Source organism: Collinsella tanakaei (genome assembly GCF_016900375.1).
Lineage (GTDB): Bacteria > Actinomycetota > Coriobacteriia > Coriobacteriales > Coriobacteriaceae > Collinsella.
In genome coordinates, this window is record NZ_JACJKB010000020.1 from 1 (window position 1) to 23,506 (window position 23,506).

General features: G+C 61.9%; 17 protein-coding genes, 1 tRNA gene and 2 pseudogenes. 5 read left to right on the forward strand and 15 right to left on the reverse strand.

The features are described from left to right. Positions 1 to 226 (forward strand): ATP-binding protein (locus H6A16_RS09830; protein ID WP_204615492.1); only part of this gene is annotated, 226 nt, incomplete at its 5' end. A gap of 295 nt (positions 227 to 521) precedes the next feature. On the opposite strand, the gene H6A16_RS09835 is transcribed toward H6A16_RS09830, so the two are convergent. Both H6A16_RS09835 and H6A16_RS09840 read right to left on the reverse strand, forming a co-directional pair. After that, complete coding sequence (locus H6A16_RS09835) at positions 522 to 1,055, reverse strand: flavodoxin domain-containing protein (RefSeq protein ID WP_204618700.1); 534 nt, start codon at positions 1,053 to 1,055, stop codon at positions 522 to 524. Beyond that, on the reverse strand, positions 1,048 to 1,542 hold the full coding sequence (locus H6A16_RS09840) for a MarR family winged helix-turn-helix transcriptional regulator (protein WP_204618702.1): 495 nt from the start codon (positions 1,540 to 1,542) through the stop codon (positions 1,048 to 1,050). The genes H6A16_RS09835 and H6A16_RS09840 overlap by 8 nt, the downstream gene beginning before the upstream one ends. A gap of 92 nt (positions 1,543 to 1,634) precedes the next feature. Between H6A16_RS09840 and H6A16_RS11075 the strand changes: the two are divergent. Both H6A16_RS11075 and H6A16_RS10935 read left to right on the forward strand, forming a co-directional pair. Then, positions 1,635 to 1,949 (forward strand): annotated as a pseudogene (locus H6A16_RS11075) (ATP-binding protein); the annotation flags it as partial. 28 nt (positions 1,950 to 1,977) lie between these two features. Beyond that, positions 1,978 to 2,409 (forward strand): annotated as a pseudogene (locus tag H6A16_RS10935) (ATP-binding protein); the annotation flags it as partial. 185 nt (positions 2,410 to 2,594) lie between these two features. Here H6A16_RS10935 and H6A16_RS09850 read toward each other — a convergent pair. The 9 genes from H6A16_RS09850 to H6A16_RS09890 all read right to left on the reverse strand — a co-directional run bounded on the left by H6A16_RS09850 (position 2,595) and on the right by H6A16_RS09890 (position 13,877). Next, a complete protein-coding gene (locus tag H6A16_RS09850) occupies positions 2,595 to 5,471 on the reverse strand; it encodes a DEAD/DEAH box helicase (protein WP_204618707.1) in 2,877 nt (958 codons plus the stop codon). Further along, entirely contained in the window at positions 5,471 to 7,597 is a 2,127-nt protein-coding gene (locus H6A16_RS09855; protein WP_204618709.1) for a site-specific DNA-methyltransferase, read from the reverse strand. The genes H6A16_RS09850 and H6A16_RS09855 overlap by 1 nt, the downstream gene beginning before the upstream one ends. Positions 7,598 to 7,880: 283 nt before the next feature. Beyond that, positions 7,881 to 7,957: transfer RNA gene (locus H6A16_RS09860), tRNA-Met, on the reverse strand. 126 nt (positions 7,958 to 8,083) lie between these two features. Then, positions 8,084 to 8,278, reverse strand: a complete 195-nt coding sequence (locus H6A16_RS09865) for a hypothetical protein (RefSeq protein ID WP_204618711.1) — start codon at positions 8,276 to 8,278, stop codon at positions 8,084 to 8,086. A 3-nt stretch (positions 8,279 to 8,281) separates the two neighbouring features. Continuing rightward, the gene (locus tag H6A16_RS09870) at positions 8,282 to 9,109 is read right to left on the reverse strand and encodes a cytochrome c biogenesis protein (RefSeq protein WP_239458329.1); all 828 of its coding nucleotides are present in this window, start codon (positions 9,107 to 9,109) and stop codon (positions 8,282 to 8,284) included. 404 nt (positions 9,110 to 9,513) lie between these two features. After that, the gene (locus H6A16_RS09875; protein ID WP_204618713.1) at positions 9,514 to 10,227 is read right to left on the reverse strand and encodes a heme exporter protein CcmB; all 714 of its coding nucleotides are present in this window, start codon (positions 10,225 to 10,227) and stop codon (positions 9,514 to 9,516) included. Further along, positions 10,228 to 10,989, reverse strand: coding sequence for an ABC transporter ATP-binding protein (locus tag H6A16_RS09880; RefSeq protein ID WP_204618715.1), 762 nt, complete (start codon positions 10,987 to 10,989; stop codon positions 10,228 to 10,230). Continuing rightward, the gene (locus H6A16_RS09885; protein WP_204618717.1) at positions 10,979 to 13,120 is read right to left on the reverse strand and encodes a heme lyase CcmF/NrfE family subunit; all 2,142 of its coding nucleotides are present in this window, start codon (positions 13,118 to 13,120) and stop codon (positions 10,979 to 10,981) included. Before H6A16_RS09885 ends, H6A16_RS09880 begins: the two co-directional genes overlap by 11 nt. A gap of 88 nt (positions 13,121 to 13,208) precedes the next feature. Next, a complete protein-coding gene (locus H6A16_RS09890) occupies positions 13,209 to 13,877 on the reverse strand; it encodes a cytochrome c maturation protein CcmE (RefSeq protein WP_204618719.1) in 669 nt (222 codons plus the stop codon). Positions 13,878 to 14,114: 237 nt separating this feature from the next. Here H6A16_RS09890 and H6A16_RS09895 point away from each other — a divergent pair, with 237 nt between their 5' ends. Further along, positions 14,115 to 14,885, forward strand: coding sequence for a type III pantothenate kinase (locus tag H6A16_RS09895; protein ID WP_204618722.1), 771 nt, complete (start codon positions 14,115 to 14,117; stop codon positions 14,883 to 14,885). A gap of 117 nt (positions 14,886 to 15,002) precedes the next feature. Here H6A16_RS09895 and H6A16_RS09900 read toward each other — a convergent pair whose 3' ends face one another. The 3 genes from H6A16_RS09900 to H6A16_RS09910 all read right to left on the reverse strand — a co-directional run bounded on the left by H6A16_RS09900 (position 15,003) and on the right by H6A16_RS09910 (position 18,794). After that, the gene (locus H6A16_RS09900) at positions 15,003 to 15,860 is read right to left on the reverse strand and encodes a biotin--[acetyl-CoA-carboxylase] ligase (RefSeq protein WP_204618724.1); all 858 of its coding nucleotides are present in this window, start codon (positions 15,858 to 15,860) and stop codon (positions 15,003 to 15,005) included. After that, the gene (gene folK / locus H6A16_RS09905; RefSeq protein ID WP_204618726.1) at positions 15,861 to 17,594 is read right to left on the reverse strand and encodes a 2-amino-4-hydroxy-6-hydroxymethyldihydropteridine diphosphokinase; all 1,734 of its coding nucleotides are present in this window, start codon (positions 17,592 to 17,594) and stop codon (positions 15,861 to 15,863) included. It abuts the gene before it with no gap. A gap of 345 nt (positions 17,595 to 17,939) precedes the next feature. Next, entirely contained in the window at positions 17,940 to 18,794 is an 855-nt protein-coding gene (locus H6A16_RS09910) for an N-acetylmuramoyl-L-alanine amidase family protein (RefSeq protein WP_204618728.1), read from the reverse strand. Positions 18,795 to 19,016: 222 nt separating this feature from the next. Here H6A16_RS09910 and H6A16_RS09915 point away from each other — a divergent pair, with 222 nt between their 5' ends. Next, the gene (locus H6A16_RS09915) at positions 19,017 to 21,095 is read left to right on the forward strand and encodes a S8 family peptidase (RefSeq protein WP_204618730.1); all 2,079 of its coding nucleotides are present in this window, start codon (positions 19,017 to 19,019) and stop codon (positions 21,093 to 21,095) included. 134 nt (positions 21,096 to 21,229) lie between these two features. On the opposite strand, the gene H6A16_RS09920 is transcribed toward H6A16_RS09915, so the two are convergent. Next, a complete protein-coding gene (locus H6A16_RS09920; RefSeq protein WP_204618732.1) occupies positions 21,230 to 22,885 on the reverse strand; it encodes a glycosyltransferase family 39 protein in 1,656 nt (551 codons plus the stop codon). Positions 22,886 to 23,506: the final 621 nt, after the last annotated feature.

Here is a 23,506-nt window from a genome sequence, read left to right on the forward strand (position 1 = left end):
CCGCCCCGACGAGCTCTTCCGGGGCTTCCTGCTCGAGCTCATGGAGGCCCGCTACGGCACGGCGTCCACCGTCTTCTGCACCCAGTTCCGCCAGAAGGACTGGCACGCCAGGCTCGGCGGCGGGGTGCACGCCGACGCCATCATGGACCGCATCGTCCACGGAGCCGCCTGGGTCGGCATGGGCGAGATGAACATGAGGAGGAAGCTGGGGGCCGGATCGGAGTAGGGCGCGCCGACCGGTACCGATGGGAAACGCCGGCGGTATCGGCTCGCGATGCCGCCGGTATCAAGTCGCGATATTGGGCGGTATCAAAAGGGGCAAATACTCAGGGTGAGCTGGAACGAGGCCGCCCGCGCCCTGAGGTGCAGCAAGGCGACGGTCGCGAAGTGCGCGGCCAAGATGGCGCAGGAGCGGATCGGCCCGGAGAGGCTGGAGTCGATGACCGACGCCGAGGTATCGGGCCTCTTCGCCGACGGCCGTGGGAAGCGCGGCGAAGAGTACCTTCTTCATATAAATCTTTCTATCTCCATTTTTCAATTTGCTTCAGCAACGGTTCTAAATAGGATTGATCCGTCCAATCACATTTTTGCCCCACTGCACACATCAATGCTTTTTGCCAGGGCTCATATTCATCTGGATTTTGTTTTGCAACTGCTTTCTGGAGCATCTTACAAAGCGCTCTGTCCGTAAATTTCATTGTTTCTTCATCCCAAGCCCCTCTGCAATAGAATAGCGGTATACTACGAAGTTCGTTTTTGAAATGCAGGTCTCTCATTTGCAAGATTGCCTTCTCATCGTATGGAGAAGCACCTACTGCAAACACAGCGATCTTTTTATCTGCTAACTGACCTATATTCTTCTTAATAAATTGGAATCCTGCAATGCCGGAAGCGTAAACACCGCCACCCAGCAGGATCACATCATAGGGTTTCAGATCCACAGCATTTGCGTTTTTTGTTTCAGCACAATCATACCCGGTCATTTCGGCTAACCAGTCCGCATACTTTTTTGTTGCGCCATATTTCGATTGAAATAAAATAATACCTTTACTCATGTCCCTGAATCTCCTGTAAGTTATCTCCGATTTGTATAATGGTCTGTATGGTTGTTTGCAGCTGTTCCTCTGACACATCGTCAAACATTTTCTTCATGATTTTCATGGTCATTTCATCATTTTTTGCGCAAAACGCTCTGCAATAATCGGTAAGCTCAATACGCTGCTTTCTCTTATCGCTTTCGTCCGCAGTAATATCAACAAATCCTTTCTTTTTAAGCTTCAATAAAATCTGTTTTACATTCTGGTGAGAGCTTCCCATGATCTCCGCAAGCTCCTTGATAGTTGGCTTCTCTTTACACATATTGATACAGATAATTGCAAAAAACTGCTTCCAGCTGATCTCTTGCATCGTACCATCTGCGACTGCTTGAAATCTATTATCAAAGGCACTCAGTAAACCAAGCAAAAAATAGGATTGTTCAATCCCTGTAAAGTCAACTTTGCCACTGTTGATTACTTCTTTAATATTCATTCTATCCTCCATAGGTAATATATTACCTTTAATAAGGTAATATATTACCTATTATTTGTCAATAGAATAGGGCGAAATCTATAGCAGGAGGCGGGGTGGCGCGGATGCTCAGTGAGGAGGACTTCGCCCTGTTCACGAGATGGCGCGTGGGCGCCTTCGGCCGCAAGCTGCGCGAGATCTGCGAGGACGAGGCGTTCGACGACATGACCTTCGAGGACAAGATCGGGGCGCGCATCGACGCCGAGCTCGAGGCCCGCGACAGCAGGAAGATCGACAAGGCGGTGAGGGCGGCCCGCTTCAAGATCAAGGGCGCATGCGTCGAGGACATCTACTACCTGCCCGACCGCAACCTGACGCGCGACCGGATCGCCAGGCTCGCATCCTGCGCGTGGGTCGAGGCGCGCGAGAACCTCGTGATCATATCCGAGAGCGGGCGGGGGCGGCAAGAGCTACATCGCGCAGGCGCTGGGCGTCGCGGCATGCCGGAACCTCATGTCTGTGCGCTACGCGAGACTCAACGATATGTTCCGCGAGATCAACGTGGCGAGAGGAGAGGGACGGGTCTACGACGCGCTCGACCGGTTCTCGAAACCGGACCTGCTCATCCTCGACGACTTCTTCACGACGCCGATCGAGAACCCGCTCAACGCGGTCGACCTCTTCGAGATATTGGAGTCGCGCGAAGGCCGCGGCTCGACGATGTTCGCCTCGCAGCTCGAGCCCGACCAGTGGTACCTGAGGATCAACTCAGAGCTGTGCGCCGACTCGATACTGAACCGCGCCGTGGAGCACGCCAGGGTCCTCGACATCAAGGGGCCGAACATGCGGGAGTACACCGCCGGCCTCAAGGCGGAGATGGAAAAGGGATACTGGGACTGACTTCGGTATCCGTATAGTGGAAAGCCGGTACCGCCTTTCGTAGAGGGGCGGTACCGCTCTTGTAGAACGCCGGTACTAACTAAGTGCAGTACTCAGCGGAGAGAAAGTTTGCAAGGGCATCTCTGTCTAAAATCGGCGGGCCCTGTCATTCAGACAGGGCCCGCCTCGCTTTTCATATGGTGAACTCAGCCAATGTCGCCATACTTGAACGACAGGCCCCCATCAAGGAAGAGAGCCTCAGCCGCGACGTCCTGAAAAGCCACGATCGCGTCTTGGACGTCGGGGCGCAGCAGGTTCAGCGCCCGATACTCCTTGCGCTTCGGGAAATCGCTTACCGCGAGCACCTGTTTGAACACTCCCGGGAACTCCCGGAGATACTCCACGTAGCCCCTCAGCTTCGGAATCGTGTCGCTGAGATGGGCTCCGTGCGGGTCGACGATGGACGGGTAGAGCTTTCCATCCTCCTCGCTGCGCACAAAGAAGATGAAGTCCGGACGCAGCGACATGCGACCGGATGGCATTACATAAGGTATGGAGAACACCGATGGCGAGTAGTTCGACGGGTTGCGGTAGAACGCCACGGTGTAAGGCCGGTCGAGCTCCTTGAGGACGACGTACCTCTCGGTGTCGTTCAACTTGAGCGGGCACATGCCCGTCTCGTCCTGCAGGATGTGCTTCGGATAGCTCGGCCAGTCGCCGTCGAGCGTAAGCTCGTTCGGCCATTCCATCCTCCTAATGCGGCTGCCCGTCGTAACCTGCTCGATCTCGTCGAACCGCTGTCGGATGCGCTCAGGCGCCATGTCGCGCATCGGCGCGACCTTGTCGATATAGTTCTGTTGGAGTCCCGCCGCCCACGCCTCCATGCTGGCCATGATGTCGGGCACGCGGACGGCGGAAGCGAGCATGAGGTTTACCTCGCGCTCGGGGACGCCGTTCTTGAACATCCGCTTTCGGAACGCGTTGGTGAGCTCCTTACCACCGAACCGAGGGTCCGCCTCGCGCGCCGCGGATGCGATACCCTCGTCGTCGGTGACGACCTCCTCGGATTTTTCAATCACTTCATTGTCGTGCAGCATGTCAAGGATGACAGTGTGGGTGTTTGTCATCTCGACATCATGTTTGATGGGCAGGTACGCATCGGATTTATCGGAAATCTCGAAGGCAAGCCTCTTGGAGAATCGCTCATTTACTGTATCGGGCGCGTCTCGGTCCCACTTGGCGTCCACGAGCAGCGTCGCGGTGTCGAGCAAGCTCTTGAACTGGTTGCGGGCCTTCTTCGGAATACGCCTAACCGGGATGGAGAAGAACGCACGCTCGATCTCCTCGAACACCTCCTTGGTGAAGGACTGGTCGCGGGCGGTGAGCCTCGCGGGAGGACGCATAGGGGACGGCCTGTCGGCAGGCATGCCGGTCGACGCGGGCGCGTTCAGGCTGTCGGCGGCAAGCTCGTCGGGTGCGCCCACAGCGGACGAAACACCCGACGAAACGTGCTCGACAGCGCTCTGACCGGCGTCTTTCTCGGAGGGCGCCTCGAATACGGCCTCCTGAGCGGCTTCGTCGAGAGCCGGCTGGTAGCCCGACTCCCGTTTCCGCCACTCAGCAATCGCCCTGCGGTTCGCTTCGTAGGCGGCCATCTCGAGATCGTAGTCCTCCTGTGCCCGGGGCTTCGCAGAGACGACACGCACGGGCGTCACGACGACATCTTGAACGGCAGAGCCGCCGATGTCATCCTTCTTGCCCGTAAGGTAATCGACCACGTCGTGCGTCGCGGCGGGGTTGAAGCGTGGCAGATAGCAGGCGACCGAGTTCAGGAACTCGTCCGCCTCGACGCGACGCGCGAGCGGCGTGCGAACCATACGCCCGATAAGCTGGGCTATGTAGGTTGGTTCCGAGCGCCGGCGTTCTGAGAAGATAACCTCAGCACGAGGGCAGTCCCAACCATTCGAAACGGCCTCCTTCGCGAATAGCACGCGCACCGGCGTCTCACGCTGTATCTGCTCTGGGGGAAAATAGCGGACCTGGTATTTTCCGCAAGCGAACGACTGGTGCTCACCGAAGACGTTGGCGAACGAGACGGCGGGATTGAGCCCGGGAACGTGGCTCATGACCTGGTCACAGAGCTCCTTAACCCCGTCCTTGTCAATCTTGTCGCGCACTTGGACGATAAGCAAAGGGTTAACCCTCGGCTCGTCCTCCTCCGCGCAGTATGCATCCCAGCGTTCGCAGGCCTCGCGGAAGCGCTCGCATGCCATGGTGAGATACTGGTGGTCGACGGACTCGTCCTCCTCGGGAACACGCAGCTCGACGGTATCCTTGAGGAGTCCCGACTCCTGCACCTGCTGGGGCGTCACCTGAACGGGCGGCATCTGAATGCGCTCGCGACGCCCCTGCATGGCCTGCTCGAAGCGCTGCGGCGTCGCAGAGACGCCGACAACCATGGGCGCGGAGGCACGCCCGTCAAGGCCATCGATAAGGTTAGAGTAGATGGTCTTTGAGTTATCTCGGCCAGATGAATTTAGCCCAAGGCCACGATGCGCTTCGTCGATAAACACGTAAACATTGCGCTCAGGATCCTTGATGGTCCGATCGAGTACGTCCCAGAAAACGCGGCCCGCATTGAGTTCACCGCCCTTGTTAAGCAACCCGTTCCTTCCCAGCAGGTCTTTGCTAAGGAAGTAAACATGACGGCACTCAAGCTCTTCGTGTGACGCGCAGAAGTTGTTCGTCACCGTCTCAAGATGCCTTTCATCGCCAGACCATTGAGCAAGTCTGTCGGAAGCGTCGACGAAACGCGACCTCGTCTGATCGTTCAGACTCGGCGAATCTGAAAGCCAGATGACCACGGCGCGCTCATCGGGAAGCACACCCAGCTCGTCACTACCGAAGAACAACGCTTCAATGATGGCAGAGCACATTACAGTCTTGCCGCTTCCAGTAGGAGCGGCAAGACAGACAGAAGTGCGGCTTTCGCTCAATGCTCGATACATGGTCCGCATCTGCTCGAGACGGTCCAAAAGCGCGCACACCGCATTAGTTTGAAAATCTTTGAGCTCTACCCGCATCAGCTCACCGCTCCTTCCGCTGCGATCTTGAATGACTGCAGATAGGACTCATACAGCCGAACGACGTCACGGCCGGGAAGCTGGGCCGCCACGTTCGCGAAGCGCCCCTCATCGTCCGTCACGACGTAAGCGCACTTGATATTTGGATTCGAAGTGACTTCCTCCACAAACTCGTTCGCATAGGCATAAGTGAAGAGCACCGCATAACAATCTGAAACCTTAAATCCCTTGCATTCGTGTTCAACGCAACGTCCGCGAGCACCGGCGCGAAGCCAAAGAAGCGGCGCTATAGCCTCGAACGATTCACCAAACTCGATCAAGCGAGGATTTTCATAGGTGAGATCATAGAAGACCGCATTCTCCTCGAGTCCGTCCGCCATGGGGAATTCATCGACGAACTTGTAATCACCCTTGATGGGCTCATCGTCAGGAGTGAGACCAGTAATGGCGGCCTTGATGCGAGGCTTTGTAACATACTCGCAGATTCCAAGGCGCTCCCACTCAGGATCGCCGTGGCGGCGCCCCTCCTTTGTAAGCCTCTTCTCTTCTTCAGCTGAAATCTCGTTATTTGTCACACAAATGCAACGTCGACGACCGCCATCTTGGTGATTCAGACGCATAACCGCGTGCGCAGTGGTCCCCGAACCCGCGAAAAAATCAACGATAAGGGCATCTGGCTTGCTGGCAACAAAGAAGCGAATTGAGTCTTCGACGGCATATAACGATTTCGGATATGGAAACACTCGTTTTGGCAGGAGTGCACCAACCAAGGATGATCCATATTCTCTGGCGTTATGCGACGAAATCCGCCACTGAGTACCGGGAATAAAGCTCTTGTCCTCATCAGTGTCATCAGTGATAATTGAACCATCTTCGGCATGGCCGACTATCTGATAAAGCCCCGACTCCACTTTTTTCTGCTCGCCAGCAGCGAGATACGACAAGACTGGCCCCCATTTATTGCTGTCGCCAATCTTAATGTAGCCCTTGGCCATCAATTTCCTAATTGTATTGGGGCCAACCTGCCAGCGCCCCTCAGTCCCATCAGGCTTCAAGGGCCAGACAATGATCTGTCCTTCTGGAGGCGTAATTTCATCCCTGCTTTGCGACAGGGGCACTTCCTCACCAGGACCAACTATTTTTGTGCCGTCAGCGCTCAAATACATTGGAAAAAACGAATGCTCTCGCTCGGTGCGTAAATCATGTGAGCCACGTCGGCGCAACGTCCGCCATTGAAGCTTCTGTTTTGTGCTCTTCTTCTTTGCTGTTATCCATTCGCTGCCAAGCTGCAAGGGTTCGGGATGAGCAGCTCCGAACCTCACAACATAGATGTATTCATCGGTTCTATAAAATTCGTTACCGCGAGCCGTTCCAGAAGGATTGATCAAGCTGCTAATCATTTGGCACTTTGCACCAGTGAACACTTGCTCCAGCAACATGCCAAGGCGTAGATACTCTTTCTCGTCAATCGTGACAATTAGCACTGAGTCCTTGGGGTTGAGCAGCTGTTTGGCCAATTTCAGACGACGCTCCATCATAGCGAGCCACTTAGAATGCTGATACTGGTCTCCGCTATTCACATAATCGTTATTGTACTTCCAATCATTGTCACGAGTGTTGTATGGCGGGTCGATGTAAATACAGTCCACCCTACCCGCACAGCAGAAGAGCAGGGTTTCGAGCACGTGATAATTCTCTCCGTTGATAACAATTTGATAAGGTTTATTCCCGCCCCGTTCAATGCGCCCTGTCTCGCGAAGCCCCGCATAAATGGGCTCGTCATACTCTGCAACCGCCACGAGGTCTTCAATCTCGGCTTCGCGGGTTTCGCAGGACGCCTCGACGCCGCCGAGCCTTGCGGTGCCATCCACCATCTCCTCGACCTTCCAGCAGGCGTTGTTCTCGTCAGTTTCGCCCTCGCCACGCGGAGCCATGACTTGCACGATATCGCCAACGGAAACGGGCTTACCGTAAAGGCGCATGCGCTCAGGGCGGTTATGTTCGAACACGAGGCCGAACTCGCGTTGCTTCGCAAACGCACGAATATCGGCGGCAAGCTCAGCATCGCCAAGCTTGAGCGCCTTGTCAACAAGTCGCTGCACTTCGGCCCGCGTTGTCTGTGCCATCTGTTACCCCCCCCCCCGTCGTCATTACCAATACCTATAAAGAATACCGTCTGTAGGTCCTCATCCACTCAGAAACCTATAGCGTCCGTATTGGCCGCTTTTCTTACTCCAAACGCGATGTACAGGAGCGCCACGAAGACAGCCGATTACGAAACGAACGATCTATCGCAGCAACCGCCCGTCTCAACTGTTCTTCGCAAATTCGTCGCGACCTCTATGGCGGGAATGTACATAAAGAAAAACAGCCCAGAGGTTAAATACCAACTGAGCTGCTTAAAATTCTTGGTCGCGGGGGCAGGATTTGAACCTACGACCTCCGGGTTATGAGCCCGGCGAGCTACCAGACTGCTCCACCCCGCAATGTCTGGTTGCGCCTCAGCGCAAGAAAATATAATACGAACCGGACCCCTCCGTTGCAAGGAATATGTTAGACGGGATGCAAGACTTCACATTGCCATCACATTGCAGGGGGACGGACCGAATCGTCTACAGGTCGCGCTTGCTCTCGCGGCGCTCGAGCGCCTCGCGCAGGGCCTCGATGTCGTCGCTCGTGTGCTTGGCGCGACGCGACAGCACGAGCACGTAGACCATCAGCGCGAGCCAGATGCCGACGTACGCCGCGATAACGAAGGGCGCAGCAGGAAGAACGGTCGAATAGACCTCGGAAAGAATCGGATCCATGGGTTAACCCTCCTGGTTCTGGGTCGCATGTTCATCATGGGCGGGCGCGCTTGCAGCGGAAACGGAGGCCCCGCGTTTGCGCAGGCGCTCCAGGGCGTCGTCCGCGGCGGCACGAGTCGCCTGGGCGTCCTGCTCCTCGAGTTGCTGCTTGAGCTCCTCGACCTCGAGCGCGTCGGCGTTGATGCGCTGGGCGGTACAGTACAGCACGAAGGCGATCATCAACATGCCGAACAGGCCGAGCAAAAACGGAATGAGCATCATGGGCGGAAGGCCGCTGTCGGTGCGGAACACAACCGGATGGATGGAGCTGGGCACCAGGCGCGTAACCAAAAACGAGATAGGCGCGTCCACGAACGCCACGATGCCGAACACGGCGCAGAAGCGCGCGCGGCGCTCGGGATCGTCGATGGCGTTGCGCAGGATAAAGTAGCCGATTACCAGCAGCATCAGGATGAAGTACGTGGTCAGGCGCGGCTCCCACACCCACCAGACGCCCCATTCGAAGCGCGTCCACAGGTCGCCCGAGATCATCGTCGCCACGATGAACACCAGGGTGACCTCCATCGCGGTCTTGGAGCGGACATCGTAGGAGCGGTCCTTGGTCATAAGAAAACGGAGCGCGAAAAACGCCGCAAGCGCCATGACGGCAAATGAGGCTACGGCAACCGGTACGTGCAGATAGAAGATCTTCTGAGAAAGCAGGAGCTTGGTGGTCACCTGCGCACCGCCGATGACGACGGGCTCGGACAGCTGCGCGCCCTGCACGAGCGGGGCCAGCGTGAAGGTCCACACGACATCGATGGCGGTAAGCACGGCACCCAGTACGAGCATGATGGGCAACAGGCGCGTCCTGCCGTTCCGCCGTGAAGGCGAGCTGTTAGAAACAACGCTGCTCAACGGCATCCTCCTTGCGATGAAGTTATCTTGCCTGAACATAACGGCTCTATAGTAGCGGATTCGCCCGCAACGAACGGAAAAAAGCTGAGCGTCAGAAAGTTGGTTCAGATATGCGTTACCTACTGCGAAGGTAGGCTGCGATTTTGGGACTAATTCCAGCTTGAACGAGGTTCCAACCGGCTCATTTGTCCGCAATGGCCGTTTTTAAATCGGCCATTGCGGACGGTCCGGCCAAGACAGTCTACCTACTAAAACAGTGCGCTTACGCATATCTGAACTGATTTCGCGTGCGGGCAAGAAATGAGCCGATAATGCCGCGAAAATCCCTCCCGAGGGCGCTACGCGTCGACCACGAACTCGTAGAGGCCCCAGGCGGCGGCGATCATGATCACGTCGTAGGCCGCGGCGATGCCGCACGACGTCCAAAACGAACCGAACGTGCCCTCCACGCCCAGAAACGCCACGGTCGTCGCCGACACGCACGCGTACAGCAGCGGAAAGATCACGGGGATGAACAGGATGGCCAGCAGCACATCGCGCCCACGCGTGTCGATGGTCATGGTCGAAAGCAGGGTGCCCACACCGGCAACGCCGATCGTACCCACCACAAGCGGCAGCGCGATCATGGGCGTCGTGGCGGCAAGCTGCGCCCCCGACAGGAAGAACAGAAAGAACAGCGGCAGCACGATGAGCTCGACTACGGCCAAAAACAGCAGGTTGGAAGTCGCCTTGGCTAAGAACACCACCGCGCGGTCGATCGGCGCAAGCAGGATGCCCTCCAAGCAGCCGGACTCAGTCTCGTGCGAGAAGCTGCGATTGAGGCCGAGCAGGCTCGTGAACACGATGAGCGCCCACAGCAGGCCGCCGGCAAACGACAGCACCTGCAGGTCGTCGCCCACCTGTGCAAGCGCGGCGCCGTAGATGGTCAGCACCAGCAGGGCGTACACCACCATGGAGGTGAGCATCTCGCGTGTGCGCAGCTCCTGCCGAATGTCCTTCATGAGCAGCGCGCGATACTGCGCGAAGGCCGAAGGCCGTCCGGTGCGCGCCATCTATGCCACCCTCATTCCGACGGTCGCCAGGTACAGGTCCTTGAACGCCGCGGCGTCGATCTGAGCCTTCTCGGCGCACACCACCACCTTGCCGCGCGCCAGGATAAGCGCGTGGGTGCACATCTCGTAGCCCTTCTCGAGGTCGTGGCTGACCATGATGAACGTGCGCCCGTCGCGCACGCGGCCGATGAGCTCGTCGAACAGCTCGGCGGCGTGCGGGTCCAAGCCGGAATACGGCTCGTCGAGCAGCACGAGGTCGGGATCCATCACGAGCGCGCGGGCGATGGACAGGCGTTGCTGCATGCCGCGCGAGAACGTGCGCGCGCAGTCGTTGGCGCGGTGGTCGAGCTCCACCAGGCGCAGTAGCTCGTCGATGAGCTCGCGATTGGGCTCGCCCTCGTAGAGCGAGCTGAAGAACTCGAGGTTCTCGCGGGCGGTCAGATCGCCGTACTGCATCGACTTATGGGAGATGAGGCCGATGCGCGAGCGCAGCGCATCCGGCTCCTCGAGGGCGTCAATGCCTAGGATCCGCAGGCTGCCCCGCGTAGGACGTGAGAGCAGGGCAAGCATACGCAGCAGCGTGGTCTTGCCCGCGCCGTTGGGCCCGAAGATGGACAGGAAGGCGCCCGAGGGCACAGCGAGATCCACACCGTCCAGGCCACGGCGGCCGCCGAATTGCTTGATGAGGTCGTGCGCCTCGACCGCCAGCGCAGGCACGTCAGCGCCGGCGGCAGCGGAATCCTCCACCCGCCTACGCGCCATGGGAGGCACCCTCTTCGCGCGCGCGGTCGTCCGCCGCGAGCAGCGGCGTCGCGCGGCGCGGCGCGAACGCGAGCACGATGCCCAGCACCGCCACGCCGGCGCCGATCCAGTTGAGCATGATGAGCGGATTCACCTTCACATGGATGGAAAGCGAGCCGTCGGCATTGAGGCCCTGGAAGGCCACGAACAGGTCCTCGAGCGGGAAGCTCATCACGCTCGCGTGCAGCGTCTGCTGGCCGGTGTTGCTGGCAGACACCTCCATCGACGGCGAGATGTGGCCCAGCGCGGCGCCGGTCGCGGCATCGAGCACGTCGAGGTCGACCTGCTTGATCATGTTGTCGGACGAGTCGGCGTACTCCGAGGTGCCGGTGAACACGAGCTCGTAGGCGCCGACCTGCGCGGTCTGGCCCTCGGCGGCATCCACGTTGAGCGTAACCTCGCGCACGTACATCGACGAACCCACGAGGCCCACGAGCACGATAGCGACGCCCAAGTGCGTAAGATAGCCGCCCGCCTGCGCCGGCGAGTGGCGGAACAGGTTGAACACGGCGGTCACGGGGTTCTCGCCCTTGTTGCGCATGCGGGCCGAGGCGCCGCGCGCCAGCAGATAGGCGGAGCTCGCGAACAGCAGCGAGGCGGCCAAGAACGCAAGCACGGTCAGCGCGAAGTAGTACGCCTTGGGACCCTGCTCGGTGAGCGCCGCGGCGGCGTCTCCCCCGTCGGCCACGATCTGGTCGTAGAGCGGTGCGAACTTGAAGGCGAACAGCGCCATGAGCGCGCAGAAGACGATGGCGCCCAGAATCGCCGGCACGCGCATGTTGCGCGCGAAAGCGGCACCGTCGGTGCGGCGCCAGCCCAGCATGGGGCACACGGCCATAAGCAGGCAGAACAGCGTACCCACCGGGCGCGCCACCGCGTTGTAGGCGCCCGCGGCGATCACCTGGCCGCCCAAGGGCAGCACGCTCGGCAGCGAGCTCGACACCGTCAGGTAGGCGCACAGGATGGCGGCAACCACCATCACGATGTTCGTCAGGTAGTACGAGCCGTTCTTGGAGAGCATCGACTCGATCTCGTCGTCATCCTCGTAGGAGCCGTGGCGGTACATGAGGCCGATCAAAAACGACAGGCCCGCAAGCACCATGATGCCCAGGAAGAAGTACGTGGACACCGGGTCCTCGGCAAACGCGTGCACCGACTGCACGAGGCCCGAGCGGGTGATGAACGTGCCGAGCACCACGAAGATGAACGTGAGCGTCGCGGCGAACATGCTCCACTTCTTGAAGCAGCCGTGCTTGCGGTACATCGTGAAGCTGTGGATCATGGCCACGCTCGTAAGCCAGCTGAACAGGCTCGCATTCTCCACGGCGTCCCAAGCCCAGAAGCCGCCCCAGCCCAGGACCACGTAGGCCCACACGGCGCCGAGCGCCATGCCGATGGTGAGGAAGATGAACGCGAAGATTGCCAGGCGGTCGGCGAGCTCGACCCAACGCGAGGAGAGGTCGCCGCAGATAAGCGCCGCCATGGCGTAGGTGAACGGCAGCGTGGCGCCGGCGTAGCCGATGAAGGTCGCCGGCGGATGCAGGATCATGGCCCAGTGCATGAGCAGCGGGTTCATGCCGCCCACGGGACTCACGAGCGTGCCGTCGGCGTTGAGGTACTCGGCGGCCGTCGGCATGAAGGGGTTGTTGGACTCGGAGAGCACCAGCGTGGCGGTAAAGAGCGCGCAGATGACCTCGGTGACGCCGAGGGCCACCGACGACAGGTCGTCGGTCGTGCGCATGCGGCGCCAAGCCACCACGGCGGCGTACAGCGAGATGAGCCAGGTCCACAGCAAAAGCGAGCCCTGGCGGCCGGCCCACACGGCCGACACCTGGTAGAGCGGCTTGAGCGCGCTATCGGTGTTGGGGAAGTTCGAGACGACGTAGGCCAGGCTGTAGTTCTCGGTCAGCAGACACACTAATATAAGGGCGATGCAGCAGGTGAGCAGCAGGGCGTTGGCGAACACGAGCACGTAGCCCAGGTTGACCAGGCTCTCGCGGCGGCGCTTGACGCCCGCGACAAGGCAGGCCGCCGCCACGAGGGCCACGACGAGCGCCAGGATCTGCAGCGCGTTTCCCACGGTAGACATCATGCAGGAGACTCCCCTTCATCCAAGAACCCGCCCTGGTCGGGCGGGTTCGCGAGGCGCCCGCGGGTCGGGCGGGCGCGCGTTCATTCGGTTACTCGGTCACGGCCTCGTCGATGGCCGGCTGCTCGCTCGCGGTAAAGGTGCCGTCGGCGTTGAGGGCGCCCGAGATCACCACCGCGGTACCGTCGGCGATGTTCTCGTCGAGGCCGCCGTCGTAGAGCACCTTGAGCGTGGCGCCCTGCGACTCGACCTCGAAGCGGTAGTCGGCGTCGACCGCCTGGATATCTCCGCGCACGTAGCCGCAGATCTTCGTGTCCTTGCCGACCATGGCATCGCCCTGGTCGAGCAGGCCCTTGACGGTCAGCGAGCCCTCGGCGCTCTCGTACTTGGACGGGCACTTGGTGACCATCTCGGTGGCGTTCAGGACGCCGTCGGTCACCGTGCCGGTGCAGATGGCGACCACACCGGTGCCGAAGGTCGCCGGCAGCGCGCCGTCGTAGCTCACGGTGAGCTCCTGGGAGGCGTCGCCCTCCTCGGGGGCGATGGCGAACACGGCGGTCGAGCCCTCGCTCGTGAGCGAGTCGGCGACCACGGCGCCGGACACCTGGACCTTCTTGCCCTCGTAGCCGCCGCCGAGCACGTCGCCGATGGAAAGCGACGACGCCGCGCCGCCGCTGCCGGCGATAGCGACGATCACGAGCATGGCGATCACCACGATGCCGCCCACGACAACGAGGCGGCGCTTTGCCTTTTTGTTCATACCTACTCCAAGCAGGAAGTCGAATGCTGTTCGATACGGCATTGAGCCATCGGTCAAGTATACAATGGGCGCATGGAATAGCTGCGCACATCCCGCAGTGTGCACCCGATGTCCCGTTTCGCGCCCCGCCGCGCGGCAACTTGGCCTCTCCCGGCTACGTCCCCAATGAGGCCAGGCCTCATTGGGGACGTAGCCGGGAGGCGCCAAGGGCGCTACGACCCTGAGATTGGACGGCATATGGTTCTTGCAGTTGATATGGGCAACACCCAGACGGCGCTCGGTCTGTTCGATGGCGACGAGCTCGTCCACTCCTGGCGCATGCCCACCGACCGCACCTTCACCAAAGACGAGATCAACGTGCGCCTGCAGGGCTACTTCCGCATGTACGACCTCGACCTCGGCTGCGTTGACGCCATCGCGTTCGCCGGCGTGGTCCCCCAGCTCACGCGCGAGTGGGAAGGCGTCGCGCGCCAGCTGAACAGCGCGTTTCTGGCCATCGGGCGCGATACGGCGGCCGTCACCTCCGTCAAAGCCGACAACCCCATGGAGGTCGGCGCGGACCGCATCGCCAACGCTACCGGCGCCGCGGCGTTCTACGGCGCCCCGGCCATCGTGGTCGACTTCGGCACCGCCACGAACATCGACGTCGTCGACGCGGGCGGCAGCTACATCGGCGGTACCATCGCCCCGGGCGTCCGCATCTCCATGGACGCGCTCGTGGCGCGCGCCGCGCAGCTGGCGAGCGTGCCGATGGAGGCGCCGGACCACATCATCGGCACCAACACGATCGAGGCGGTCCAAAACGGCATCATCGCCGGCACCGCCTGCATGGCGGAGGGCCTGGTTGCCCGCATCAAGGCGGAGCTGCAGGCGCCCGACGCCGTGGTCATCGCAACGGGAGGCCTGGCGAGCACCGTCGCCACCGCCACCGACGCCTTCGACGTCGTGGACCCGCTGCTCACCCTGCGCGGCATCTGCGAGATCAGCCGCCGTATGACGGAGCGGTAGCGAGCCGCGCATCACCCGCCGACCGCCCGCATCCTCTAAACAGCAAAGCCGGCCCGCGCACGGCGCCCTTTGGGGCATGCCACGCGCGGGCCGGCTGCGCCATGCGCCCCGGCGCCCCTACAGCGCGCGCAGGCTGACCGCCTCGGACGGATAGGCCTGCTCGCCCGTGCGCGTCTTGACGATCGCGCGGCCCCACATGTCGAGACCGGCGAACACGCCCGTGTTCATGAGGTAGCCCGTCGGCGAGAGCACGGCCACCTGATGGCCCAGCATGGGCACCATGTCGAAATACTCGGACAGAATCGGCGCGAGCGGGCCGGCCTTCGCGCCGCCGCTGCGAACGGTCTCGGCCCACGCGTCCACGCGCGCCACCACGGCATCGCGCAGCAGGCGGGCAAGGTCGGAAAGCTCGGGCACCTCTCCTCTGCCCTCGAGCAGCTCAGCCAGGGAGACGGGCGTCAGCGGGGCGGGACCGGCGGCGACCCCGTCGCTCTCGGACGCACGCGCGCTCTCGATCTGCACCGGGCGCACGTTCACGCCCATGCCCACCACGGCAAACGGTCCGTCGGAACCGGCGCGCGCCTCGGCGAGGATGCCCGCGAGCTTGTGGTCGAACGCAGCGGCACCGGTACCGTCGACGCGCGCGACGATGTCGTTCGGCCACTTGATGCCCACGCGCCCGACGAGCCCGAGCTCGTGCAGGGCGTCCATGGCGCCCATGGCGCACACCGCGGGCAAGGCGATGATGTTTTGCATGGGGACGTTCGGGCGCAGCACGACCGACAGGTACAGGCTGCCGTCGGGCGAGGCCCACACGTGCCCGCGGCGCCCGCGACCGGCGGTCTGACGGCCGGCGCTCACCGCCCAGCCGTGCGGCGCGCCCTCGTAGGCGGCGTCGATCGCCACGTCGTTGGTAGATGCGACCTCGTCGCGCTGCTCGATCGGCGCCGCGGCGCCCTGCATAGCGTCTGCCATCTACAGCACCCCCAGCGGACCGGTCACGTGGCCCACGCGGTCCTCGGGCTCCTTCACGTCCACGCCCTCGTAGCGGAAGAAGCGCGCCGGATCGTGCATGAGATCCTCGAGCGGAATGAGCACGAAATCGCGCTCGCCCAGCTTGGGGTGCGGCAGGCGCAGCTTATCGCCACCGTGGACCTCGCCTTCCATCCACAGCAGGTCGCAGTCAAGCGTGCGCGGGCCGTTGGGGCGGGCGCTCTTGGTGCGATTTCGGCCGAGACAGTCCTCGACCTTCATGAGCTCGTCGAGCAGCACGAGCGGCGCGAGCTCGGTACGGATCTCGATGACCGCGTTGGCAAACGGCTCCTGGCGCTCCTCGTAGGCGGGTTCGCTCTCGTAGATGCGCGAGCAGTTGGACACGCAGGTGAGCGGGATCTCGGCGATGAGGTCGCGCGCGGCGCGGATGTTGTCCAGGCGGCTGCCCAGGTTGCTGCCGAGCGCCACGAATGCGCGGCGCGGCTGGGGGCGCGCGACGGCCCAGTAGCCGTTCAGGAACTGCGCGAACCCGGCGACGTCGTGCACGCGCACGATATTGGCGCCGTTCTGGATGGCGCCCAGGCACACGCCGAAGGTGGCGGCGTCGCGGTCGGCCGCCTCGGTGACGCCGGAGACGGCGCCCACGAAGCGCTTGCGCGACACGGCGCACATGAGGGGATAGCCGAGCGACGCCATCTTGGCGGTCTCGCGCTGGATGATGATGTCCTCGTTCGTGCCCTTGCCGAAGCCCGCACCCGGATCGATGCAGATGCGCTCGCGCGCGACGCCCGCGTGGATGAGGGCGCGCGCCTGATCGGACAAAAAGCCCATGACGCGGCGCATGATGGGGGCGGAATCGGGCAGGGTGAAGCGGCGCAGCTGAGAGGTACTCACGTAGCCCTCCTCGCGGCGGGCTTCGCGGGCCATCAGGACCGCGAGCTGGTCGTTCTGGGTGGCAGGGACCTCGACGGCGGCGGTTTCGGGGGTCTCGGCCTTTGCGGCGGTGTCGCTGCTGGCATCCGCGGGGGCGGTCTTCTGATCGTTGTCCGCGGCGGCGGAGCCGTTGGGAATGTCGGCAAAGGGGAGCTGGGGCTGGATGAGCCCGCCCATGAGACGCATGGCGCCCGCGCCGCGGCCGCGCTTCTTGGTCGCGGACGCGCCGGATTCGACAGCGGCAGCAGCTGCAGCCGCAGCGCGGGCCTTTTCGGCCACGAATGCGGCGGCGGAGGTGTCGAGCTGGACCTCCTTATGCGTGCGCGCCGGCTCGGCGAGGTCGCCCGCATGGGCGATGATCACGCCGCACTTGGTGCTCTTCACGAACTCGACCATCTTGGGGTCGGTGAAGCCCGTGACGTCGTTGATGATGGACGCGCCCACGCGCACCGCGGCCTTGGCGACCTCCACATGGCGGGTGTCCACCGACACGATGGCGCCGCGCTGGGCGAGCGCGCGGATGACCGGCAGCACGCGCTTGGCCTCCTCGTCCGGCGTGACCGGCGTGAAGCCCGGGCGCGTGGACTCGCCGCCCACGTCGATGATGTCCGCTCCGGCGTCGAGCATCGCCACGCCGCGTGCAACGGCGGCGTCGACGTCGAGGTTGCCCTCGTCGCCATCGCTAAAGGAGTCGGGCGTGACGTTCAGCACGCCCATGATGCGAGGACGGTCGAACTTGAGCTCGTACTTGCCGCAGCGCCATGTCTTGGTCTCGTGAGCCATGAAGATCCTTTCGCCTCCATCGCGCGTGGGCCCGGCGGGCCGCGCACGGAGCGATCGATTGCATTCCGCTCTATTGTATCCAGACGCGCTCGGTCCACGCATGGACGCGCCGCGTGCCAAGAAAACCGCGCAGGCGGATGGGGCGTGGGGATGATGGAGGGCAGAGGGGGTGCGCGGAAATTACTGACCCCAGGCGAGACCGCTGTTTCTCTCTCTAACAGGCCCAAAAGGCCATCTTTAGAGAGAGAAACAGCGGTCTCGCCTGGGGTCAAATAATGCGGCCGCCCCTTCGCGGATCTGGCGAAGGGGCGGCCGGTCGAAATGGATGAGAGGTTCACTCACAACTTAAGGCTTGCAGACCTTACAGGCGGTAAAGCCCTGCGCAAGGGCATCGGCCAGAGAAATCGCAACGGGATCGCTCCGCTTCAGCGTCGAGCAGCCCGCCCGGTGATATTTCGTGCCGTTGGGATAGGTTACGTAGACCGTCGTGGAATGATTCTGGTCGGAAGACTCCCCGCCAGACGAACCGCCCGAGGACTCCGGAGGCGTCGTCAGGGCACCGGTGTTGGTATCGAAGTAATAAGACTGTCCGTCGATGTTCTGCCAGCCGTAGACCATCCTGCCGGTCGTGCGATCGTAAAACACGCGCTTGCCGGGCAGATCTTTCCAGCCGTAGATGACCGCGCCGGTATAGTCGTCGAAATACATCCAGCCCGGCTGATCTCCATGAGAGTCATCAATATAGCGCTCGCCATGGGCCATCTGGCCGTTAATGTAGTCGTAGAAGACCCATTTGCTTCCGCCACCGCTGACAGGAATGCATACGAAGCCCTTGGTCATGGCGCCGGTCGTCATATCGAACCAATACCAGCCACCGTAGCGATAGTCCTCGCCTTTGACCATATGACCCTGGGAATCGTAACGAACCCACTTGTCGCCGGCGGGCAGGTAGACGTCCTTGTCGTGAGCCATGGTTCCATCGGCGTCGAACCAGTACCACTGGCCGCTTTGCGGATCGTACACCTCTTTGGAGCGAGCCATGACGCCGTTGTCGTACCAGTAGCGCTCGCCATTGGGTTGGGTCACCCACCCGTTATCAGCCGTTGCAAACGCGGCAGCAGGCAGGAGCGTTGCGATCGCCGCCGCCAGAACCAAGCAGCGCGCCATGCGCTTCCCCATGCGCGAGAAAAAAGCTTGCATTCCTTCACCCTCCCTATCGAGTTGATGTTCCCGGAGGCGCAGAAATGCGTCCCGTTTCACAGCAAATTGTACGCCCGCGAGCGCCCCGCGGAATCCAGTAGGAAGGTAAATCCGAGCAGGCGCTGTACAATACTGCAGTATGGCGCGTGCTGCGACACGAAGGGCTTCCAGCCGATTCCGCAAGAGCGCGCCGAATCCAATCCACCTGCAGAAAGGTGCTGTATGAATCGCCTTAGCTATATGTTGCGCGCGGCGGTGCCGCTGGCGGTGGCGGCGGGGCTTGCCGCCACGCCTGCTTTTGCCCAGAGCTCGCAGCCGAAAGAGTCCGAGACCAACGGCATCATCATCACGCTCGACACCAGCTCCTCACTTGAGCTGCAGGCGCGCAGCGCCGACGACGGAATCGGCCTCCTTGCCGATTCCGAGATCGCCCGGGGCCTCGCCGCCGCGGGCATCGATATCGAAAACGCCCACACGGGCAGCAACGACACCGTTCTGCTGACCGCCCAACCGGCAGACGGCCAGTCCGACGCTCAGGCGCTCGCCGAAGCGCAGAAGCTCGAGGGCGTGGCGGATGTCCAGTACAACTACGTCTACCACCTGATCGAATCCGAGGAGGCGCCCGCCCCGAGTGCCAACGGCGCCCAGGGCGGCATCTCGACACTCGCCACCCTGCCCGTGAACGACGAGTTCACCGCGCGCTCGAGCTACCGCGAGAGCCGCAACCAGTACTGGGCGTACAACGCGAACCTCATCGACGCCTGGAGCGACGCCAACGACAGCAGCTCCGTCACCGTGGCGGTGCTCGACTCCGGCGTGCTGCTCGACCACGAGGACCTCAAGGACAACGTCCTCACGGACCTTGCCTACGACGTCGTCGCCGACGAGCCGCTCTCCGAGGCGGAGGTCCAGGACTGCGCCGGCCACGGTACGAACGTGGCGGGCGTCATCGCCGCCCGCGCCAACAACCGCATCGGCCTCGCGGGCGCTTCGCTCAACGCCAAGATCCTGCCGGTAAAGGTCGTGCGCACCGAGGATGCGTACATCGACTCCGACTACCTCATCTCGGCCTACGACTACCTGTTCGAACTCATGGAAGCCGGCAAGCTCACCGACCTGCGCGTCATCAACATGAGCGTTGGCGGCTATGGCGACACCGCAAACGACGAGGCCTTCCACCAGCGCATCAAGGATATGCTCTATAAACACGACGTCATCACCGTGTGCGCCGGAGGCAACAAGGGCACCGACAAGGACAAAGACACCCCGGGCACCGACCCCATCTTCCCAAGTGACTTCGAGGAGTGCGTGTCGGTGACCGCCCTCGAGCCCGACGGAACGAACATCGCAGGCTTCGACTACAACGACGCCAAGGACATCAGCGCGCCGGGCAACTACATCTGGTCGACCTACCATACCCAGGGCAACACCGCCACGAACGAGTACCGCTCGCAGCGCGGCAGCTCAGAGGCGTCGCCCATCGTTGCGGGCACCATCGCGCTCATGTGCGCCGCCGAGCCCGATGCCACGCCGGAGCAGATCATCGAGGCCCTGTACAACACGGCAACACCGGTGGACAACAGCAGCCTGGAGGCTAACGGCAGCCACGGCGCGCTGGACGCCGACGCCGCCCTCGACTACCTGCAGGATCACATGGCCGACGATCCGAAGCCCGAACCTGAGCCCGAGCCCGAGCCGGAACCCGACCCTGAGCCCACTCCCCTGCCCTTTACCGACGTCAACCCGGGCGATTGGTACTACGACCCCATCTCGTTCGTATACGAGAACAAGATCATGAAGGGCTACGACGGCAGCACGAAGTTCGGCCCCAACGACGAGCTCCGCCGCGAGCAGCTGGCGCAGCTGCTCTATCAGTACATGGGCAATGGCGAGGTCGTTGCCGAAGCCGCCCCGCAGCTCGATGTCGACCAGAGCCAGTACTACGCCGCCGCCGTCAACTGGGCGGTCAAGTACGGCATCATCGGGGGCTACACCGAGGCCGACGGCTCCTCCATCCGCTTCGGCGCGGGCGATGCGCTCACTCGCGAGCAGCTCGCCGTGGTTATCGCCCGCCTTTCGGGCCAGGACATCGCATCGGCCGACGCCACCAAGTTCAACGCGCTGCCCGACAACATCCTGACGCACAGCTGGGCGCGCAGCAGCATGGTGTGGGCTGTTGACCGCGGCATCATCAGCGGCCGCGAGAGCAACGGCACGCGCATGCTCGACCCGCGCGGCGTATGCACGCGCGCCGAGGTCGCGCAGATCGTCACCAACTGCGTGAAGTCAGACATCCTGTAGCAAGACCGCCCCATCGCAGAAACCAACGGAGGCCGCCGAGCGAACATCGCCCGGCGGCCTCCGTCATGTTCTAACGCACGTGCGCGATAACGCAGAGAAGGAACGCGGGTAGAGCTCCTCTCCCCTGCGTCCCTTCATCGTGCGGACAGCTCGCAGCTAATATGAACATCATACACAAAATAACTGCTGTCTACATTATGGCCTACATAGGTAACAGTTGCATCGGGATACGTCATCAGATGACTAATAAACACATCTGGGTCAATTAGATTCTGCACGTAGAGCGTAAAGTCCGAGCCCAGCGTCGTGAAGTCGAAATCCTCGAACGCCTCGATGGTGTTGAAGTACACCGATTCGTCGTAGGAAAGCGCATCGGCAAAGATCGCCTCCTGCAGGATGGGGTCCTGCCACAGCGCGACCATGGCGTCGTTCTCGCTCGCGAGCGCGGCGACGGCGTCGTCCTGCTGATCGAAGTACTTGATCCCCTGGCTGTAGCCGCTCACGGTGGCGATAATGCCCACCACACAGGTTGCCGCCAGGGCGACGACCTCGCGCCGACGCGCCGCACGGCGCACCACGGCATACAGCGCCGCATACGGCCAGAGCATCAGCACGGCGTTCACGGGCATGAGGTAGCGGATGGAGGGATACGGGGCCACGCGCGCAATGGCGACGTAGTAGAACGCCGAGGAGATCGCGAGGATGACGATGCCCTTCCACCAGACATCGGACTCGGAGGTGCCGCCATCGGCGCCGGTGGCGCGCAGATGCTTGCCCGCGGGAGCGGCCGCATGGCGGGCGCGCAGGAACCCGATGAGGGCAACCAGCGCGACCAGGGCAACGATCACCGGGAACAGGTAGCCGAACACGCCGGAGTTGAGCAGGCGGAAGTCCTCCACCAGAAAGCTCGAGAAGGAATCGCCCGTGGCGGCGCGCTCGAGCGCCTCCTGCCCGCGGAAGCTGGAGAACAGGTGGTCAACGCTCGGCGGGAAGAGCAGGATGCCCGCAACGACACCACCGATCGTGGCCGCCGCGAAGCCGGCGGCATGTGCGATGCGCTTGCGCAGAAGCAGAGCGATGCCGCAGCACAGGTACAGGGCGAACCCGAAGAAGAGGAAGAAGTACTGGGTCAGCAGGCCGCCCACCGTTGCCAAGAAGACAGCCAAAAGCGTTGCTGGCTTGAACCGCTCGCATTTGATATACGAGAAGGCCGCGATGGCCGCCGCGAGGAAGAACACGACGAGCAGCTGGTACATGCGCAGGTAGAGCATGCAGTTGACCATGCCCGGGTTAACCGCCCAAAGCGCGCAGAACAGCAGGGACGCGCGCTTGGGAACGTCGAGCAGCCGACAGAGGAAGTACAGCTCGACCGTTGTGATAAGGGCGAAGATGATGTTGAGGGCAACGCCGATCACCGGATCGACGGAGCCGGGGAACAGCGAGTACGCCAGCGAGAACAGGATGTAGTACAGGGGCGGATGGTTGTCCGACTCTTGGTTTTTGTAGAGCATCTCGGGGTCGATACCCAAAAACGAGTCGACCGACGCCCAGTCGTGCCACGGTTCGCCGTCGGTGTAGACAGCGCCCTCCTCCGGAATGGAATTGAGCCAGTCTCCGTTAGCGAGGAAGTACGTATACGATTCGTCTTGGAACAGGCCCTCTTTGTTCACGGCAAACCACGAGCAGAGGGCGAGCTGCGCAAGCAGTATGACGACGAGCGCCAGCGCCGTGAATCGGCGCGGATGCACCGGCGCGTCGTGCGCGGGCTGAACGGAAGCGTCAGTCGCCAAAGGCATATCATCCACCACAATCCCCATGAGGCCGGGCGGCGGTGCACAGGAGCTGGGCACCGGCATGTGAACGGCCGTCATGGTACGAAGAATCCGGCAATCAATAAGGCGATTGGCTGCACCCGTGCGTGGAGCACATTTGGCAAGGCGCGGCCTTACCGGGTGCTGCAATCGTTCCTCAGTTTAGTAAAGAGAGCGCTTTCGGTACGTCCCACGGGCAGCCGGGACACAAGAATTGCAGTCGATTCCACAATCGCGAAGTGCGAGCGGGTGCGTAGGGATGCACCGAGCGAAAAGCGACGCCACAGAATGCGATATACGGCCCGTTGCGGTATGGGTAGGGCATATATGCCCTACCCCGGAGGAAAGGCACTTGGGCGTGGAGGGCCGGCAGGTGTCGAAAAGCTGTCCGTTTTGACAGTTATTCAGCGTGTAAAACAAGGAAAAACGTTGCTTCAAAGGTCAAAAAACATAGGCATCTACCTGCGGTTTTGTTGATGGTACTGATAACTGGCGATTATCTGTTCCTCACGGAAGGAGAAAGACGTATGACAGCTTGCGTCAACAGGAAGCACACCAAGAAGGTGGCTGCCGTCGTGACCGCGTCCCTGGTGGGCGCGC